The organism is Acinetobacter sp. LMB-5 (genome assembly GCF_001541635.1).
Taxonomy (GTDB): Bacteria; Pseudomonadota; Gammaproteobacteria; order Pseudomonadales; family Moraxellaceae; genus Acinetobacter; species Acinetobacter pittii.
In genome coordinates this window covers 84,028-102,154 of record NZ_LRDR01000008.1, presented here as the reverse complement: position 1 = coordinate 102,154, position 18,127 = coordinate 84,028, and the positions used below count along the sequence as shown (strand labels likewise).

Annotated in this window: 15 protein-coding genes; 8 read left to right on the top strand and 7 right to left on the bottom strand. The window is 40.0% G+C overall.

Features of this window, described 5'->3' with window-relative positions; genetic code table 11:
* Nucleotides 1-92 precede the first annotated feature (92 nt).
* Nucleotides 93-1,298: an RtcB family protein gene (locus tag AW165_RS12595; RefSeq protein ID WP_060466029.1), complete on the top strand. Its 1,206-nt coding sequence runs from the start codon at nucleotides 93-95 to the stop codon at nucleotides 1,296-1,298.
* A gap of 18 nt (nucleotides 1,299-1,316) precedes the next feature.
* Nucleotides 1,317-1,460 carry a hypothetical protein gene (locus AW165_RS19755; RefSeq protein WP_171254252.1) on the top strand — a complete coding sequence of 48 codons (144 nt, stop codon included), beginning with the start codon at nucleotides 1,317-1,319 and terminating at the stop codon, nucleotides 1,458-1,460.
* Nucleotides 1,461-1,581: 121 nt separating this feature from the next.
* On the opposite strand, the gene omp38 is transcribed toward AW165_RS19755, so the two are convergent.
* Nucleotides 1,582-2,646 carry an outer membrane protein Omp38 gene (gene omp38, locus AW165_RS12590; RefSeq protein ID WP_060466028.1) on the bottom strand — a complete coding sequence of 355 codons (1,065 nt, stop codon included), beginning with the start codon at nucleotides 2,644-2,646 and terminating at the stop codon, nucleotides 1,582-1,584.
* A 379-nt stretch (nucleotides 2,647-3,025) separates the two neighbouring features.
* On the opposite strand from omp38, the gene AW165_RS12585 reads away from it, so the two are divergent.
* The 3 genes from AW165_RS12585 to AW165_RS12575 all read left to right on the top strand — a co-directional run bounded on the left by AW165_RS12585 (nucleotide 3,026) and on the right by AW165_RS12575 (nucleotide 5,398).
* On the top strand, nucleotides 3,026-3,541 hold the full coding sequence (locus AW165_RS12585; RefSeq protein ID WP_060466027.1) for a GspH/FimT family pseudopilin: 516 nt from the start codon (nucleotides 3,026-3,028) through the stop codon (nucleotides 3,539-3,541).
* A 108-nt stretch (nucleotides 3,542-3,649) separates the two neighbouring features.
* Nucleotides 3,650-4,825 (top strand): thiolase family protein, encoded by a 1,176-nt coding sequence (locus AW165_RS12580; RefSeq protein WP_014207591.1) that lies wholly within the window; start codon nucleotides 3,650-3,652, stop codon nucleotides 4,823-4,825.
* Nucleotides 4,826-4,954: 129 nt separating this feature from the next.
* Entirely contained in the window at nucleotides 4,955-5,398 is a 444-nt protein-coding gene (locus tag AW165_RS12575) for a VOC family protein (protein ID WP_060466026.1), read from the top strand.
* A 51-nt stretch (nucleotides 5,399-5,449) separates the two neighbouring features.
* Here the strand turns inward: AW165_RS12575 and AW165_RS12570 are convergent, their stop codons facing one another.
* The 6 genes from AW165_RS12570 to AW165_RS12545 all read right to left on the bottom strand — a co-directional run bounded on the left by AW165_RS12570 (nucleotide 5,450) and on the right by AW165_RS12545 (nucleotide 13,259).
* Nucleotides 5,450-5,803, bottom strand: coding sequence for a DMT family transporter (locus tag AW165_RS12570; RefSeq protein ID WP_017385603.1), 354 nt, complete (start codon nucleotides 5,801-5,803; stop codon nucleotides 5,450-5,452).
* Nucleotides 5,804-5,884: 81 nt separating this feature from the next.
* Nucleotides 5,885-6,370: a DUF934 domain-containing protein gene (locus AW165_RS12565; protein WP_017385604.1), complete on the bottom strand. Its 486-nt coding sequence runs from the start codon at nucleotides 6,368-6,370 to the stop codon at nucleotides 5,885-5,887.
* A complete protein-coding gene (locus AW165_RS12560) occupies nucleotides 6,363-8,006 on the bottom strand; it encodes a nitrite/sulfite reductase (protein ID WP_060466025.1) in 1,644 nt (547 codons plus the stop codon). The genes AW165_RS12565 and AW165_RS12560 overlap by 8 nt, the downstream gene beginning before the upstream one ends.
* A gap of 166 nt (nucleotides 8,007-8,172) precedes the next feature.
* Nucleotides 8,173-10,578: a glucose/quinate/shikimate family membrane-bound PQQ-dependent dehydrogenase gene (locus AW165_RS12555; RefSeq protein ID WP_005064285.1), complete on the bottom strand. Its 2,406-nt coding sequence runs from the start codon at nucleotides 10,576-10,578 to the stop codon at nucleotides 8,173-8,175.
* Between the two features lie 174 nt (nucleotides 10,579-10,752).
* Nucleotides 10,753-11,985 carry a carbohydrate porin gene (locus tag AW165_RS12550; protein WP_081410656.1) on the bottom strand — a complete coding sequence of 411 codons (1,233 nt, stop codon included), beginning with the start codon at nucleotides 11,983-11,985 and terminating at the stop codon, nucleotides 10,753-10,755.
* A gap of 155 nt (nucleotides 11,986-12,140) precedes the next feature.
* On the bottom strand, nucleotides 12,141-13,259 hold the full coding sequence (locus tag AW165_RS12545) for a CaiB/BaiF CoA transferase family protein (protein ID WP_002116185.1): 1,119 nt from the start codon (nucleotides 13,257-13,259) through the stop codon (nucleotides 12,141-12,143).
* A gap of 210 nt (nucleotides 13,260-13,469) precedes the next feature.
* On the opposite strand from AW165_RS12545, the gene AW165_RS12540 reads away from it, so the two are divergent.
* The 3 genes from AW165_RS12540 to AW165_RS12530 all read left to right on the top strand — a co-directional run bounded on the left by AW165_RS12540 (nucleotide 13,470) and on the right by AW165_RS12530 (nucleotide 18,009).
* Nucleotides 13,470-14,480, top strand: coding sequence for an AraC family transcriptional regulator (locus tag AW165_RS12540; protein WP_002116561.1), 1,011 nt, complete (start codon nucleotides 13,470-13,472; stop codon nucleotides 14,478-14,480).
* A 169-nt stretch (nucleotides 14,481-14,649) separates the two neighbouring features.
* Nucleotides 14,650-15,855, top strand: a complete 1,206-nt coding sequence (locus AW165_RS12535; protein WP_060466023.1) for an acetyl-CoA C-acetyltransferase — start codon at nucleotides 14,650-14,652, stop codon at nucleotides 15,853-15,855.
* Nucleotides 15,856-15,873: 18 nt separating this feature from the next.
* The gene (locus AW165_RS12530) at nucleotides 15,874-18,009 is read left to right on the top strand and encodes a 3-hydroxyacyl-CoA dehydrogenase NAD-binding domain-containing protein (RefSeq protein WP_060466022.1); all 2,136 of its coding nucleotides are present in this window, start codon (nucleotides 15,874-15,876) and stop codon (nucleotides 18,007-18,009) included.
* The last annotated feature ends 118 nt before the right edge of the window (nucleotides 18,010-18,127 follow it).

The window sequence follows — 18,127 nt, the reverse complement described above, 5'->3', positions numbered from 1 at the left end:
AAATTCACACCACTTGTCCGAATGCTTAAATTTAGAACCTAGCATTCGCTAGGTTTTTTTATGCCTGCTCGGACAAAAATAAGAGAAAAATTATGGGCATACAAAAAATATTAAACAAGGAGGCACTTTATGGTGTCCCTGTTAAAATTTTCACTCAAGACATAGATAGTGAAAGTATCGAACAACTCAAGAAAATGGCACAACTGCAATTCATCTATTCTCATATTGCTGTTATGCCCGATGTTCACCTAGGAAAAGGCGCAACTGTAGGTAGTGTTATTCCAACTAAACACGCCATTATCCCTGCTGCTGTAGGGGTAGATATTGGTTGTGGTATGAATGCAATTCGCTTGAGTTTAAAGGCTTCACAATTACCTGATAACTTAAGTCGTTTGCGTGATGCGATCGAACGCAAAGTCCCGGTTGGCTTTGCTTTGCATAAACAAGTCAAAGCGAAAGCTTCTAGCATTATTCCACTTGAAAAACGCTTAGAACCAATTATCAAAAAGCATCCTGGTCTTGTCCGAATGCTTCGGCAATTTGATGCAACATGGCAAAAACAACTTGGGACCTTGGGTGGTGGTAATCACTTTATAGAATTATGTATTGATGAGAATCAAGATGTATGGCTAATGCTACACTCAGGTAGCAGAGGGCTCGGTAATGTTATTGGTACTTACTTTATTGAGTTAGCCAAAAAAGAAGCTCAGCATCGCTTTGGACATGTACCGGATAAAGACTTAAGTTATTTTGCTGAAGGCTCAAAAAGTTTCGATGATTATGTAGAAGCTGTAGAGTGGGCACAAGAATATGCTTTTGAAAATCGCAAAGAGATGATGCGATTAATTTTAGAAGCGATCCGCCCTCTTCTACCTTCTTTTCAAATGACAAAAGAAGCGATTAATTGTCATCATAATTATGTAAGCCGTGAAACACATTTTGGCGAAAATCTATTGATTACCCGAAAAGGTGCAATTAGAGCAGGCTTAGATGAGCTAGGTATTATTCCAGGTTCAATGGGAGCACGATCTTATATCGTTAAAGGCAAAGCAAATCCTGAATCATTTTGTTCTTGTTCTCATGGGGCTGGGCGTAAGATGAGCAGAAGTAAAGCAAAAGTGCTTTTTAATCAGCAAGATCTTATTGAACAAACCCAAGGTATTGAATGCCGTAAAGACAATGGCGTTGTCGATGAAATTCCAAGCGCCTATAAAGACATTGATGAAGTCATGGCGAATCAGTCAGATCTCATTGAAGTCGTTCATACTCTAAAACAAGTTTTATGTATTAAAGGTTAAAGCATGAAAATTAAAGAAATGCCAAAGATCAAAGTCCGTAATCAAGTAGCTCTATCCCCTTTACTACACAAAGGTGGTATGCACGAAACGGAAAAACCTCGTGCTCAACATCGCAGAGATAGACAAGACACTAAACAGCAATTGAAGAAAGGTAATTGGTAACTAATTTAAACCAAGATCGAAAGTAATTATTAAGGAGACACAGAAATGCCTAAATATTTTAAAAATCGCCATAAAAAAAGCGACTCTAACGAGTCGCTTTTTTACTGTTCAAGAACTCAAATTATTGAGCTGCTGCAGGAGCTGCCGCTTCTTGACCAGGTTGAACAACTACAGTACGGCTACCAGTGATTGTCGCGAATACACGACGGTTCATAGCACGACCTTCTTTAGTTTTGTTGTCAGCAATCGGTTGATCCCAAGCGAAACCTTGAGTAGACAAACGAGATGCATCAACGTTGTATTCGTTAACAAGAGCTGATTTAACAGAGTTAGCACGAGCTAAAGATAAACGTTCGTTCAACTTACGTGGACCAGTGTTATCTGTGTGACCTTCGATACGTGCAGTAGCGTTAGGGTATTCAGTTAACTTCTCAGCAACTTTAGCGATTTCTGGCTTGTATTGGTCTTTGATGTTTGATTTGTTAGTATCAAAGAACACACGAAGTTCCATGTTAAGGTCTTCAGTTAACTCTTGTGGTTGTGGAGCAACTGGAGTTGGTTCAACTGGAGCAACTTCTACTACAGGAGCAGCAGGCTTCAAGTGACCACCAAGAACTACGTTCAAACCAGCAAGAGCTGTATAGTTCCAGAATTTTTCGTCAAAGTTATAAGTACCACGAGCTTCTGTACGAAGAGATAAAGCATCGTTTAAGCGCCAGAAAGCACCAACACCAGCATTACCTAAAGTACCTTCTTCATCATTGTGATAAGAAAGGTCAGGAATCTCGTATTTGTAGTGACCAGCACCTAACAATACGTATGGCTTGATTTTGCTGTCATAGTTTTTAGTGATTAAATCAGAAGTAACATAGAAGTTACCGTTGATTTGTTTTTGTTTGTATTCAGCGCTTGGAGCACCAGCAATACCTTCTACATCACCCTTAACTTGGTTATATTCAGCTTCGAAACCTAACCATGGTGTTAACTCGATACCAAGAGCTGCACCAACGAATAAATCGTCTTGTAATTCAGGTCCGTTAGTTAACTCGCCATCTTTACCGCCATTGTTGTGTTGAGTGTCTTGGAAAGTGTAACCAAGCAATAATGGAGTAACAGTTACGCCAGCATTAGCAGCAGCTAATGGAGCAGCGACAAGCATAGCAAGTGCAATACGACTCAATTTCATGGATATCCTCCAGAGATAACAATTGTTGTTCAAGCTCAGCCTAAATTTATTGGCCCCTGAGATATTTTCACCCCAGTATTATTTTTAAGCTATTCACATTTGAATCATACAAACACTTGATAGACTTTCCAAGTGCTTGATAATTTTAATCAAGTAAATTATTGACAAAATTACTTACAATTTCCGTTGTAATTCGGTAATTTTTCACTCAACTAGCAAATATGAACAACTTCTTTCTTTCGCTTACGGTGATTTTACCAGTATTCTAGCATCCTGATAACCTTTATTTAATTTTGTGTTTCCTCACTACAAAAATCATTATAAATCATTGATAGAAAGCATAAAATCAAAATATTTCTTTATATATTAAGGAATTTTAATGTTTAAATCTCCCGGTTTCACGTTGTTGGAACTCACTATAACACTCGCAATTCTTATGATTATGGCCACTATAGCGCTTCCTTTATATCATCAATTTATGGCTTCTGTAGAATTAAAAAATTCGTCTCGACTACTCACAATTCATATACAAAAAGCCAAATACGACGCAATTCTACGACATAAGAGTGTCGTAATTTGCCCAAGTGTTGATTTGTCTACATGTAATAGTAACTGGGATACAAGTCTTATAAGCTTTGTAGACACGAATCAGAATCTACAAAGAGAAAACAATGAAGAAGTATTAACCAATGTTGAACTTGCTCATCGCTACGGTTCTTTAAAATTTCAAAAGTTTGGAAAAAAACTAAATAGTATTGTATTTCAGGGCGACACAGGACTCCCACGCGAATCTAACGGCACTTTTACTTACTGTTCTTATAACCAGCTTAAAAACTTTAAATTAATTCTCAGCAAAATGGGACACACCCGTTTAGAAGACCTTAAAAATTGTTAGAACTCTACAGTCTAATGCAGAAGATATCTCTCTTTGATTTTTGCAATATACTGCCTAGGTTTTAAACATTTCTTATTTTGAGATTAAGAACAATCGGAGATTACAACAATGACTGACATCGTAATTGTAAATGGTGCTCGTACTGCCATGGGTGGTTTTCAAGGATCACTATCAGGACTTACAGCGCCTGAATTAGGTGCTGTAACGATTAAAGAAGCAATCGCACGAGCAGGTTTACAGCCTACTGATGTCGAAGAAGTCATTATGGGTTGTGTACTGCCTGCTGGCCTAAAGCAAGGTCCAGCACGTCAAGCGATGCGTAAAGCTGGCTTACCAGACTCTACAGGTGCAGTAACGATTAACAAGCTTTGTGGTTCTGGCATGAAAGCTGTTATGCAAGCCGCTGATATGATTAAAGCAGGTAGTGCTGAAGTTGTTGTTGCTGGCGGTATGGAGTCTATGACAAATGCACCTTATGTTTTACCAAAAGCACGAGCTGGCTATCGCATGGGCCATGGTGAAATTAAAGATCATATGTTCTTTGATGGGCTTGAAGATGCTGAAACTGGGCGTTTAATGGGTTCATTTGCTCAAGATATGGCCAATACTCGTGGCTATACACGTGAGCAAATGGATGACTTTGCGATTCGCTCTTTGAAACGTGCTCAAACAGCAATTACTGAAGGTTATTTCAAAGACGAAATCGTTCCAGTTACTGTACCTAGTCGTAAAGGTGATGTCGTTGTTGATCAGGATGAACAACCTTTAAATGCCAAGATTGACAAGATTCCTTCACTCAAACCAGCTTTTGCAAAAGACGGTACGATTACCGCCGCAAATGCAAGTTCTATTTCGGATGGTGCGTCTGCATTAGTATTAACTTCAAGTGAAGTTGCAGCACAGCGCGGTTTACAACCGCTTGCAAAAATTATCGCGACAGCGTCAAACTCTCAGCATCCTTCAGAATTTACGATCGCTCCAGTTGGTGCTATTGAAAAAGTTCTTAAAAAAGCGGGATGGAATGCTCAAGACGTCGATCTTTGGGAAATTAACGAAGCGTTTGCTATGGTTACTATGTGCCCAATTGATGATTTCAAACTTGATGCAGAGAAAGTAAATATCAATGGTGGTGCTTGTGCACTAGGTCACCCTGTAGGTTCTACGGGTTCTCGTATTATTCTTACCCTTATTCATGCACTGAAACGTACTGGCGGTAAAAAAGGTATTGCTGCACTCTGTATTGGTGGTGGTGAGGCAACAGCAGTTGCAATTGAACTCATTTAATCCAAATTCATTATTTTAAAATCCCACTTCGGTGGGATTTTTTATGAAAAAACTACAAAAAATGACCCACAAAATCACTTTTAAGTTTTAACTTATTCCTTTAAACGAAAACAACAATGGACAATAACAATGCAACTCAATCACTATCTCAATTTCCAAGGTCAAGCAGAACAAGCCTTTAACTTTTATAAATCAGTATTTGGCGGTGAATTCGGTATGTTAAGCCGTTATGGTGATATGCCAGCGCCTGAAGGTGTGACGTTATCGGAAGCCGACAAAAATCTGGTTCTACATGTTTCTTTACCGATTAATGAGTACACTGTGCTTATGGCCTCAGATACAAATGATCAGTTTTGTGCCCCTAACAGCGTTTTTACCCAAGGAAATAATCACTACATCTCGATCAACTTTGAAAAAGATGAGCAAGAAAAAGCAAAACAACTTTTTGATGCTTTATCTGTTAATGGTCAAATTGAAATGCCTTTAGAAAAAACGTTCTGGGGCGCATTGTATGGCGCTTTTACCGATCAGTTCGGTATAAAGTGGATGGTTAACTGCCAGCTCGATACCTAATATTTTCAATATTTAGCCCTTATAGAGATACTTAATATTTCTATAAGGGCTTTAAACATCGATATTGGAATATTGTGCAATAATCATTAAACCTACAGTAATAAAACCAATTCCCACCCATCCTGCCACATCAATATTCTGACCAAGAAAAATCTTTGCCAAAAAAGCTGTTGCTAATACACCTATCCCAGACCAAAGCACATATAAGATTCCAGCTTGCATATATTTCAAAGCAATAGCAGCGCATGCAAAAGAAATAATATACAAAACCAGAGCAATACCCTGAGCTGTTTTATTGACTAAGCCATTCCCCTTAGCAGAATAAAATGTTGAGAGTACATCTGTCGCAATAGCAAAAAGTAGCCACCAAGCACCAGGATTTATTTTTGAAATTAAACCAAACATTGTTGTTCTTCAGTTGAGTCATTTAAAAATTATTCATAAAAAAAGCTGAACCTGAGTTCAGCCTTTATATTTAAAAACTATTTAAGCGCCAGTTTGATAACTTGCTTGCGGTACGGCTGTTGAGGCTTGGTATGGGTTGGTAAAGTCTTGCAAACCAGCTGCCGCTTCTTGCACATCTTTACCTTCTTTAATCACAAAACTATCAAAACCTGAACGTTTTAAATAGTTTAAGACATCCTTAAACACATCACCAGTTGCACGCAACTCACCTTGAAAACCTTGACGACGTAGTAGTGCAGCGAATGAATAACCACGACCATCACCAAAACCCGCAAACTCAATGAAGATTGCATCAAGTTCATTTAATGGAAATGTGTGCTCTTCAGGTGAATCATTTACAGTCACATACAAAGCTTTTTTGCCTTGAACGTTAGCTAATTGATCGAGTTGAGCTGTTGTTACAACAACATCACCTTGGGGAATAACACCATCTTCAGCAATGATTTGATAAGTATTATCTGTAATCGTGCCATCTTTATAAAGCACTGGTAGAGCTGTATTAAGCATATGCACGCTCCTTAAATGGTTGAATTCCTACACGGCGATATGTATCAACAAAACGCTCACCTTCAGTACGCAAATCAAGATAAGTATTCAATACTTCTTCAATGACATCTGGCACAGCATCTGCTGCAAAAGATGGCCCTAAGATGTCACCGATTGATGCATCATGGTCTGAATTACCACCTAATGTAATTTGATAGAACTCAGCGCCTTTCTTATCTACACCTAAAATACCGATGTTACCTACATGGTGATGACCACAAGCATTCATACAACCAGAAATATTTAGATCTAAATGACCAAGATCATAAACTTTGTCTAAGTCATCAAAACGACGTGTAATTGCTTCAGCAATTGGAATTGATTTCGCATTTGCAAGTGAACAGAAATCACCGCCCGGGCAACTAATGATATCGGTAATAAAGCCGATATGTGCACGTGCCATATTTTGTTGTTCAAGCGCTTGCCATACATCAAACAAATCTTTTTGAGGCACATCTGCCAAAGCAATGTTTTGCTCATGAGTCGTGCGAAGTTCGCCGAAAGTATATTTATCAGCAAGGTCTGCAATAAAATTCATTTCTTCGGTGGTCATATCACCTGGCGCAATACCTGCGCGTTTTAGAGAAATCGTAACAATACGATAGCCCTTCACTTTATGCGCATGCGTGTTGATATTGAACCATTGTTTGAATTTTGGATGTTCAGCAAATAAAGCTGTGAAGTCTTCATCTGCCAAATCTTGATAATCAAACGGGGTGAATTCTTCATCCAGTTTTTTCAAGATTTCTGGCTGAATCTTCAATGCTTCACGTGTATGTTCAAATTCAGCTTCAACTTTCTGTGCAAACACTTCAGGAGTTAATGCTTTAACTAGAATTTTGATACGTGCTTTATATTTGTTATCACGACGACCATGCAAGTTATAAACACGTAAAACCGCTTCTAAGTAAGCAATTAAGTCTTCACGTGGTAAAAAATCACGGATAACGCTACCAATGATTGGAGTACGGCCTAAACCACCACCAGCCATAATTTTATAGCCGATCTCGCCTGCTTCATTACGCACGATATAAACACCAATATCGTGGAATGCAGTTGCCGCACGATCTTTTTCTTCAAGTGCAGAAACAGCAATTTTGAACTTACGTGGCAAGAATGCAAATTCTGGGTGGAATGTACTCCACTGACGAATCAATTCACATGTTGGACGTGGATCTGCAATTTCACCAGCAACCACACCTGCATATTGGTCAGTTGTGGTGTTACGAATACAGTTACCACTGGTTTGAATGGCATGCATTTGTACAGTTGCAAGTTCAGCTAAAATGTCTGGCACATCTTCAAGTGCAGGCCAGTTTAACTGAATGTTTTGACGTGTAGATACATGTGCATAACCACGGTCATAAGCAGTTGAAACTTCAGCAACTTTACGTAATTGTTTAGAATTCATTAAGCCATACGGCACAGCTATACGCAGCATAGGCGCATAACGTTGCACATATAAACCATTTTGCAAACGTAATGGACGATATTCGTCTTCAGAAAGTTTGCCAGCTAAATAGCGTTCTGTTTGATCACGGAACTGAGCAACTCGTTCATTAACCAGCTGCTGGTCGAAATCGGTATATAAATACATGGCGTATGGCTAGTAGATTCATTATTAAGGCGGATAGCATAGCGAGCTTTTATTCATCAATAAAATGCTTTTTTTGCATATTTAATAACGGTTTTATTGATAAGCTTTAATATAAATCGACATAAAAAAAGCCCGGATAAATCCGGGCCCTTTCTATAAAAGCTTTTTATTTGTTATCTGGTAAGGCATAAGCCACTAAATAGTCGCCCATTTTCGTACCAAATGAACCATGACCACCAGCCATGATCACAACATATTGCTTACCATTGATTTCATAAGTCATTGGTGTTGCTTGTCCACCTGCTGGTAAACGCGCTTCCCAAAGTTTCTTACCGTTAGTAACGTTAAACGCACGTAAGTAGTTATCTTGAGTTGCACCAACAAACATGACATTACCGGCAGTAGAAATTGAACCACCTAAACCAGGCACACCAATTTTCACAGCTGGTAACTGGAACAAGTTCGGCAAGCTATCACGGATTGTACCAATACGTTTTTTCCATACCACTTCATGAGTTTTCAAATCAACGCCAGCTACATAGCCCCAAGCCGGTTGTTTACAAGGTAAACCAAGCGGAGATAAGAATGCGCTAATTTCAACACCATACGGTACGCCGTACATCGGTTGTACGCCCTGCTCAGTTCCCGCACCTTTTGCAGTTTGTGCACGGTTTGGATCAGCAGGAATTAACCGACTTACGAATGGCAGACCAATCGGGTTCATTACAGCAACCTGACGATCAGGGTTAACTGACATACCACCCCATTCAAATACACCCAAGTTACCAGGGAAAACTAAAGTACCGTTTTCAGATGGTGGCGTATAAATACCATCGTAATTTAGACGTTTGAAAGATACACGACACATGAGCTGATCAAGCATAGTGGCACCCCACATGTCTTTATCAGTCAATTTATCTTGTGGTGCCAAGTTCAAGTCAGAGAATGGCTGAGTTTTTGAATAGAACTCACCTTTAGTTTGTGGTCCACGTTTAACTGTTTGTGGAACTGGTTTCTCAGTTACAGGAACAATTGGTTGACCATTACGGCGATCAAGCACAAAGGCATTACCTGTTTTCGTCAATACATAGATTGCAGGAACAGTTTGGCCGGCTTTGTTTTTGATATCAGCTAAAGATGGTTGTGATGGTACGTCCATATCCCATAAATCGTGATGGGTTGTCTGGAAGTTCCACACTAATTTACCAGTAGAAGCATTAATCGCTAACATTGAGTTTGCATAACGCTCTTTCAGCTCGGTACGATCACCACCCCAGATATCTGGTGTACCTACACCTGTTGGTACATAAACGATATCAAGTTTGGCATCGTATGCTAAAGGTGCCCACGCATTTGGTGAGTTATGAACAAAAGTAGTACCTTCGCCCGGCATTGCATTTGGATCTGCTGCGCCAGTATCAAATACCCAAAGAAGTTTACCAGTGTTAACGTCGTATCCACGAATCACACCAGATGGCTCTTTATTGGAGTAGTTATCTGTTACAGAACCAGCAATCACAACAGTTGATCCAGTCACGATACCAGGAGATGTTGGGTTGTAACCGCCTGGATAAGCATATGGCATAAACTCTTGTAAGTTCACTTGACCATTTTGACCAAAGTCAGTACATGCTTTACCAGTGTCAGCATTTACAGCCACTAAACGGCCATCGTTGACTGGTACAAATACCTTACGTGGACATTGTGTAGAGCTAGATTTCTTGCTTTGAAGACTCGTTGCAAACTCAGTTGTATTGTTTGCATCGTAGTACATCACACCACGACAAGTTAAATGCTGGAACGATTTATCCGTTTTAAGTTTCGGATCAAAACGCCATTTTTCTTTACCTGTAGCAGGATCAATCGCAATTAACTGCTGGTGAGCTGTACAGATAAACATGTTATTACCGATTTTAATCGGTGTAACCTGATTAGTCGTTTCGCCAGAGTCGTTATCTGTCTTAAGATCGCCAGTACGTAAAGTCCAAGCAACTTTCAAGTCTTTTACGTTTTGATCATTGATCTGTTTCAATGGAGAATAACGCACACCTGCTTGAGTACGGCCATAAGCTGGCCAATCACTTTCAGCAACACCAGGCACGGCTTGAGCTGTTTCTGGTTGAGGTGTTTTGATTTCACCATTAATTTCTTGCGGATCGTTGAAGATAGAATAAACCATCAACACGATTGCAATTGCTAAAGTTGAAGATAAGGCAACTTTACTTGATCCAAGGTTGTTGATTCCACGAGTTACAGCCGGAACCAATAACCATAAACCAAGAATACCTAAAATATCTAAACGTGGTGCAAGCGCCCAAAAGTCTGTTCCAACTTCCCAGACACTCCAGATAATAGTTCCTAGCATTAATGCAGCATAAACCCACAAAGCAGTAGAAGCACGCTTGTAGAGTTGCCATGCAACAATGAGGAGTAATACTCCAGCTATAATGTAGTAAATTGAACCGCCTAGTGTAGCGAGCCAAATACCTCCAATTAACAGGAATAACGCCAGTAACCCAATAATAATTACGGTAAAAGTCGTTAAACCTGATCTTGAAGTAGGTTGATTCATAAACCACCTCTTATCAATCATCATTTTTATAGGAAAGATGTGCCAAGAACCTTATAGAAAAATGGCATCACCAATACATCTAAAACAAATTCAGGCATCAAGAAAAAACGGAAGGTCAGGATAATTCAATCAATGATTTAGCCCTCGACAATCCGTTTTTCGGAGTAATTACGCTTAGAATGCAGTTGAGAATTTAATACCGCCAACCCAAGTGTTATCACCATTTTTTAATGCACCAACATGACGAACATATTGCACATTTGGACGAATAGTTAACCAGTTAGTGGCATGAATACCGTAGTAAAACTCGGTATTGTATTCAGTGTCATATTCTTTAGTTTGAACATCGTTCCAATCATCCTTGATATGGATACGAGCCACACCGAGTGCCAACTCATCTTGAGGACGTTGATTGAGCAAACCTTTATAGACCAAGCCTACATTTTGCATGTTATCAATTTTGTTGGTATCAGAGTCGTGGAAAGTCAGGTTCACAAAACCTGTCAAACCGCGATCTGTTTGATCAGCAGGCTGGAATAATTTTTGTTTTGCAGTTACCCACACCCCTTGTTTATGAGATGTTTGAGCCTTATTCGTAATTTCTTCGGCGTCAGCAGTGCTGTAGTAATAACCTAAACGGTATTCACCAGCCATACTTTGAGCGCCTAATTTAGGTGACCAAACTACTTCGGCAGGAATAATTGCACCGTGAGAACCATCAGTACTTAAGTTAAAACCTTTACCTCGGTCCAGATTTTCCGGGTTGTATTCATATACACCAACTTGCGTATATAAGTCAGGTTGCAAGTTATATTTAACACGCATTGCCCATTGGCTTACTGGCCAGTTATACCACTGATCGCCCACCCAGTTACCGACTTGCGAACCACAAAGCGCTAAATTCTGGAAATCACAGTCAAAACTGTTAAAGTCTTCACCTTCACCAAAACGACCGACTTTCACATCTAACTTCTGATCAAGGAATTTCTTCTTGATCCACAAATCTGTTAAACGCCAAGTTTGCTCACGCCCCCACACTTCTTGCACCGAGCTTAAGTGCCCTGCTAAAGCTGGTGAATGTTCAGAAAGCGACTGCCCATCACGATATGTTAATGTGATTTGAGCTTCCGTATCTTGCCAACCTAAAATTTTATTTAGGTCAAAATGAGTTCCTAGTGCAAGTTGCCCCGTATAAGCACTACCATGCGTAGACGTATTTTTTGAATCTAAAATACCGGCGTATTCGCCGGTATATCCAAAAGAAAAATCATAACCTTGTGCTTGTAACGCTGTGCGTTGACCGTTCCAATCACCCAACATCCAAGGACTATTTGGGTCGAATGCAGCAGCAGCTTGTGCATGCTGTATAAAAAGAGTAATTGATAAAACGGATAAACAGGAAGCCATCAAGGATTTATGTGTTTTCATGTTTACATACCTTTTATGTCTTTGTTTATAAAGGGTACGCTAATTTTATGTAAAGAAATTATTCAAAATGTTAATCGATTGATTAATCTAATAATAATCTTAATACACATTGTATGAAAAATGGCCCCAGCTCTTTACCACTGCCCTTCACCAAGTTTTTGACCTATAAAGGAATATCTCATTTTCGATCTTGAAAACTTAATTGGACAAGCCAATTGTGGTTCTGTATCCGCTGTATTATTTTGCAAAGGTACATCCACAATCCATCCACGTTCTTGTGCTAAAGGCGAGTTTAAGGACTCAGTTAGGCTTAAAACAGGTTCTACACACACATCAAGATTTGCAAAAATTTCATGCCATTCTTTAAATGATTTCGTTTTAATTTTCTCTTGAATGGCTTGTTTAACTTCTTGTCGGTCTTCGACATCTAAGGAAGCACCTTTTTGTAATAATAAAGGCAAATCAAGCGCCACTGATAAACCAGACATAAATTGTGGCTCAAGACTACCTATTGAAAGATAACGGCCATCTTGAGTCATATAATAGTCATAAAAAATACCGCCATTGAGCATGCCATGCTCTGGAGCCTGCTCAACCTGTGCAGCAAGTGTCGCTGATGCGGCCATACTATTGAGGCTAGCAACACAATCGGTCATGGAAATATCAATATATTGTCCCATTCCACTACGTCCACGTTCGACAACCGCAGCTAAAATTGCAATGACAGCATGAAGTGAACCACCTGCAATGTCTGCAACTTGAATACCGAGCGGTGGTGGACCACTGTCTTGTCGGCCGCTATATCCAGCAATACCTGCTAAAGCTAAATAGTTAATGTCATGCCCAGCTCTGTCTTTATAGCTCCCTGTTTGTCCATAACCTGTAATTGAACAATAAATGAGACGTGGGTTAATTTCGGCAAGTGTCGCGTAGTCTAAACCGAGACGGCGCATAACATCAGGTCGGAACTGCTCTATGACAATATCAAACTCAGAAATTTTGGCTTTAATCAGATCAATACTCGCCTTATCCTTTAAATCGAGAACAATCGACTGTTTATTTCGGTTTAAATAACTATGTGCTGTTGCTTGACCATTTGCATATGGCGGCATGATTCGGATTAAATCAGGACGTGATGGAGATTCGATATGGATGACTTCTGCTCCCATATCGGCCAGATACATTGTGGCAAAAGGTCCAGGTAAGAGCGTCGAGAAATCGAGAACTTTAAGTCCATTTAATGCTGTCGTCATCGTATTTTTAACCACTATTATTCGAATTTTCTTTTATATTAGTTAAGCAAATATACTAAAACAATGTCATGTTCAGCCATTTACCTTGATCATTTCGGCAATTTAACATGTAAAAAGTGCTTTTACTCTGTTGTAAATCGCCAATTTATTTTTTTAGACGGTCATTTAGGTCAATTTAAAGTGAACATCAAAGAGACTGAAGGATTCAATATGAGTCGCGATACGATTAGCATCCACTTCGTGAATGCGGCTTTGACAGGCGTAAAACGCCTTGGCATGGATGTTGAAATGCTCCTTTCACATGTGGGTATTGAAGCGGAATTATTACGTCAACCTAAAGCTCGAATCTCACCAGAACAATACACTCGTTTTATAAAAATGTTGTGGATGGTCACACAGGATGAACACGTTGGATTTGACGTACAACCGCGTCGTCTGGGCACTTTTGCCATTATGTGTCAGTTGATTATTCACGCAAAAACATTGGGCCAAGCCCTTGAACTGTCATCTCAATTCTACAAATTATTTGGCGATGAATGGTCTGTAACTCTAGAGCGTGACAAACATGAAGCACGTCTAGTTCCCCTCATTCCAAAAACTTTAGATCCAGACCATTTCATTACTGAAAGCATGCTCATGATTTGGCACGGTCTAGCATCATGGTTGATTGAACGTCGCTTGCCATTAGAACGTGTTCATTTTAGCTATCCACGTCCTGCACATGCAGATGAATATGATGCATTATTTTTTGCACCAGTTATGCAGTTTGATGCACCACGTACTGAAATTACCTTTGCAGCTGATTATCTTGATTTGCCAATCCGCCAAGATGAGAAAACGCTAGAAGAATTCTTAAAAGCAGCTCCTGCTCAGCTTTTAGTAAAATTCAAAAACACCAACTCGCTAACTTCTCGTATTCGTGAAGTGCTCAAAAGCCAAATTGGTGAAGAAATGCCAACGCTTAATGACGTTGCATCAATGTTATATTTATCTCCGCAAACCTTACGCCGCCGTTTGGCTGCTGAAGGTAAAAGCTATCAAGGTGTGAAAGATGCTTTACGTCGAGATGCTGCGATTCACTTGTTACTTAACCCAGAATTAACACTTGAAGATGTTGCCCAACAAGTTGGCTTTAGTGAAACCAGTACTTTCCACCGTGCATTTAAAAAGTGGACGGGTGTAACCCCTGGCCTATATCGCCAGCTACATGGTTATCACTAATTCTTAAATCTATTTAGCTTCACATTTAGCCCAAGTTCAACTTGGGCTTTTTTGTATTTCTATTGGCAAAAATCATCACCTGACTGGTGCGCTTATCGTCATTGCGTTGCCTTTTAAAACCAGTACACTCAAAACACAACAAAGTTTAAGTAATAAAAAAGGAACTGTTATGAGCGAGGCTTATATTATTGATGCCATTCGCACCCCACGCGGAAAAGGAAAAAAAGATGGCTCTCTTTACGAAGTAAAACCAATTACATTACTGACGACCTTATTAAATGAATTACAGCAGCGCCATCAACTCGATACGTCTAAAGTCGATGACATTGTTTTGGGCTGCGTAACACCAATTGGCGATCAAGGTGGTGATATTGCCAAAACAGCAGCGATTGCAGCAGGTTGGAATGATGATGTTGCTGGGGTGCAAATCAATCGCTTTTGTGCATCAGGCTTAGAAGCAGTCAACATGGCAGCAATGAAAGTCCGCTCTGGTTGGGAAGATTTAGTGGTTGCTGGTGGCGTTGAATCAATGTCACGCATTCCAATGGGCTCGGATGGCGGACCGTGGGCGTTAGACCCTGAAACAAACCTTAAGTCATCATTTGTTCCGCAAGGCATTGGAGCCGACCTCATTGCAACCTTAGATGGCTATAGCCGTGAAGATGTTGATAATTTCGCTGTGAAATCACAACAAAAAGCTGCGGCAGCACAATCAAATGGTTATTTCGACCACTCAGTTGTACCGGTAAAAGATCATGCAGGTGTGGTGATTTTAGAGAAAGATGAATTTATTAAAGGCAATACCACACTCGAAGGTCTAACGAAGCTCAACCCAAGTTTTGAAATGATGGGCCAAATGGGCTTTGATGCAGTTGCTTTACAAAAATATCCGGAAGCACAAAAAATCAATCATGTTCATCACGCAGGTAACTCATCAGGCATTGTCGATGGAGCAGCTGTAGTTTTATTAGCTTCTGAAAAAGCGGTAAAAGAACAAAATTTAAAACCACGCGCTAAAGTTTTGGCGACTGCATTAGTCGGTACTGATCCAACCATCATGCTGACTGGCCCAGCTCCTGCTGCACGTAAAGCTTTAGAAAAAGCTGGGCTAACGATTGATGATATTGACCTGTTTGAAGTCAATGAAGCATTCGCGGCAGTTGTTATGCGTTTTATTAATGAACTCAACGTCCCAGCTGAGAAAGTCAACGTAAATGGCGGTGCGATTGCTTTAGGTCATCCATTAGGAGCAACAGGTGCCATGATTTTAGGCACTTTACTTGATGAGCTTGAACGACAAGATAAAAAGCGCGGTTTAGCGACCCTCTGTGTTGGCGGTGGGATGGGTATTGCCACCATTATTGAACGCGTATAAAAATTAGGAATATAGAAGATGAGTGCAATTCAATACGAAAAAAATGCCGACAATATTGTCATTTTAACGCTTGATTCAACTAGTCAATCTGCGAACACCATGAATGCCGAGTTTCGTGACTCGCTCGATGAAGCGACTCAGAAACTTAAAGCAGAAACAGAACTTTCAGGGGTTATTTTCCGCTCGGCTAAAAAAACTTTCTTTGCAGGTGGTGATTTAGATGAGCTGATTCAAGTTCAGCCTGAACACGCAACTGACTTTTTCAATATGGTTGAAAAGCTAAAAGGTCATTTACGTACAATTGAAACGCTTGGTATTCCAGTCGTTGCAGCATTAAATGGCACAGCACTTGGCGGTGGTTGGGAAATTGCATTAAGTTGCCATCACCGTATTGCAATCAATGACCCGAAAAGCAAATTTGGCCTACCAGAAGTCACTTTAGGTTTGTTACCAGGCGGCGGTGGTATTGTACGTATGGTACGTTTGCTTGGGCTTCAAAATGCGTTCCCATTTTTAATGGAAGGCAAACAGTTCGGTGTTGATAAAGCAAAATCTTTAGGTTTAATTCATGACACTGCCGAAAATGATCAAGAGCTTTTAGATAAAGCAATTGCTTGGATCAAGGCTAATCCAAAATCTCAACAGCCTTTTGATGTAAAGGGCTACAAAATCCCGGGTGGTGATCCAAAAACTCCAGCAGTTGCACAAGTTCTTGCAATTGCGCCAGCCATGTTAAGAGATAAAACCAAAGGTTGTTACCCTGCCCCTGAAGCGATTATGGCTGCCGCAGTTGAAGGTGCTCAAGTTGATGTCGATACTGCACTGCGTATTGAGTCTCGCTACTTTACTCAGCTTACCACAGGTCAAATTTCTAAAAATATGATCGGCACTTTCTGGCATGGTCTAAATGCAATTAAGTCTGGTGCGAGCCGCCCTGCCGACGTTGCAAAATGGCAAGCCACTAAAGTAGGTGTATTGGGTGCAGGCATGATGGGTGCGGGCATTGCCTATTCAACAGCCATTAAAGGCATTCCAGTTGTACTTAAAGATGTATCTGTTGAAAATGCAGAGAAAGGCAAAGCGTATTCACAAAAGCTCTTAGATAAACGCGTTTCACAAGGCCGCATGACCGCAGAAAAACGTGATCAGGTTTTATCGCTCATTACGGCTACAGCTTCAGCTCAAGACTTACAAGGTTGTGATTTAATTATTGAAGCGGTATTTGAAAACCAAGAACTCAAAGCTAAAGTCACTCAAGAAGCTGAACAATACTTAGCGCCTAACGGTGTGATGGCATCAAACACCTCAACCCTGCCAATTACAGGTTTAGCTCAAGCAAGTAAGGATGATAAAGCTTTTATCGGTCTGCATTTCTTTAGCCCTGTCGACAAAATGCAGTTGGTTGAAATTATCAAAGGTAAAAACACCTCCGCAGATACACTTGCCAAAGCTTACGACTTTGTACAACAAATTGGAAAAACACCGATTGTTGTTAATGATAGCCGTGGTTTCTTTACCAGTCGTGTGTTTGGTACTTTCATTCAAGAAGGTATGCGCTTGCTTGCCGAAGGCGTCCACCCAGCGCGTATTGAAATGGCAGCACTGAAAGCTGGTATGCCAGTTGGCCCCCTCGCTATTCAAGATGAAGTATCTTTAACATTAACCGAACATGTTGCCAGTGAAGCACGCAAAGCTCTACAAGCCGAAGGAAAAGATTTACCTAAAACTTCTGTAGATGAAGTGGTTCACACCATGATTCATGAGTTAAACCGTAAAGGTAAAGCTGCTGGAGCTGGTTTTTATGAATACCCTGAAAATGGTAAAAAGCATCTATGGGAAGGCTTAAACCGCTGGAAAAAAGATCATGATATTTCTGAACAAGATATGATTGATCGCATTCTGTTTGTACAGGCCTTAGATACTTTACGTTGTTATGAAGAAGGCGTATTGGAGTCTGTAATTGATGCCAATGTCGGTTCTATCTTTGGGATTGGTTATGCACCTTGGACTGGAGGAGCAATTCAATTCCTAAATCAGTATGGTACTGATAAAGCACAAAAACGTGCCGAAGAATTAGCTGCCAAATATGGTGAACGTTTTACACCACCAGCTTTACTAAAAACCAAAGCTGAGCAGAAACAAAATATTCAGTAATTTAGTCTTATTGAATATTTAAAAAACTGCATAAACCTTACCCATATAAATATATTTTATTTATATGGGTTTTTCTTTATGACCTTTAAGATTCCTGCCACCGACCTAAATATGCTAT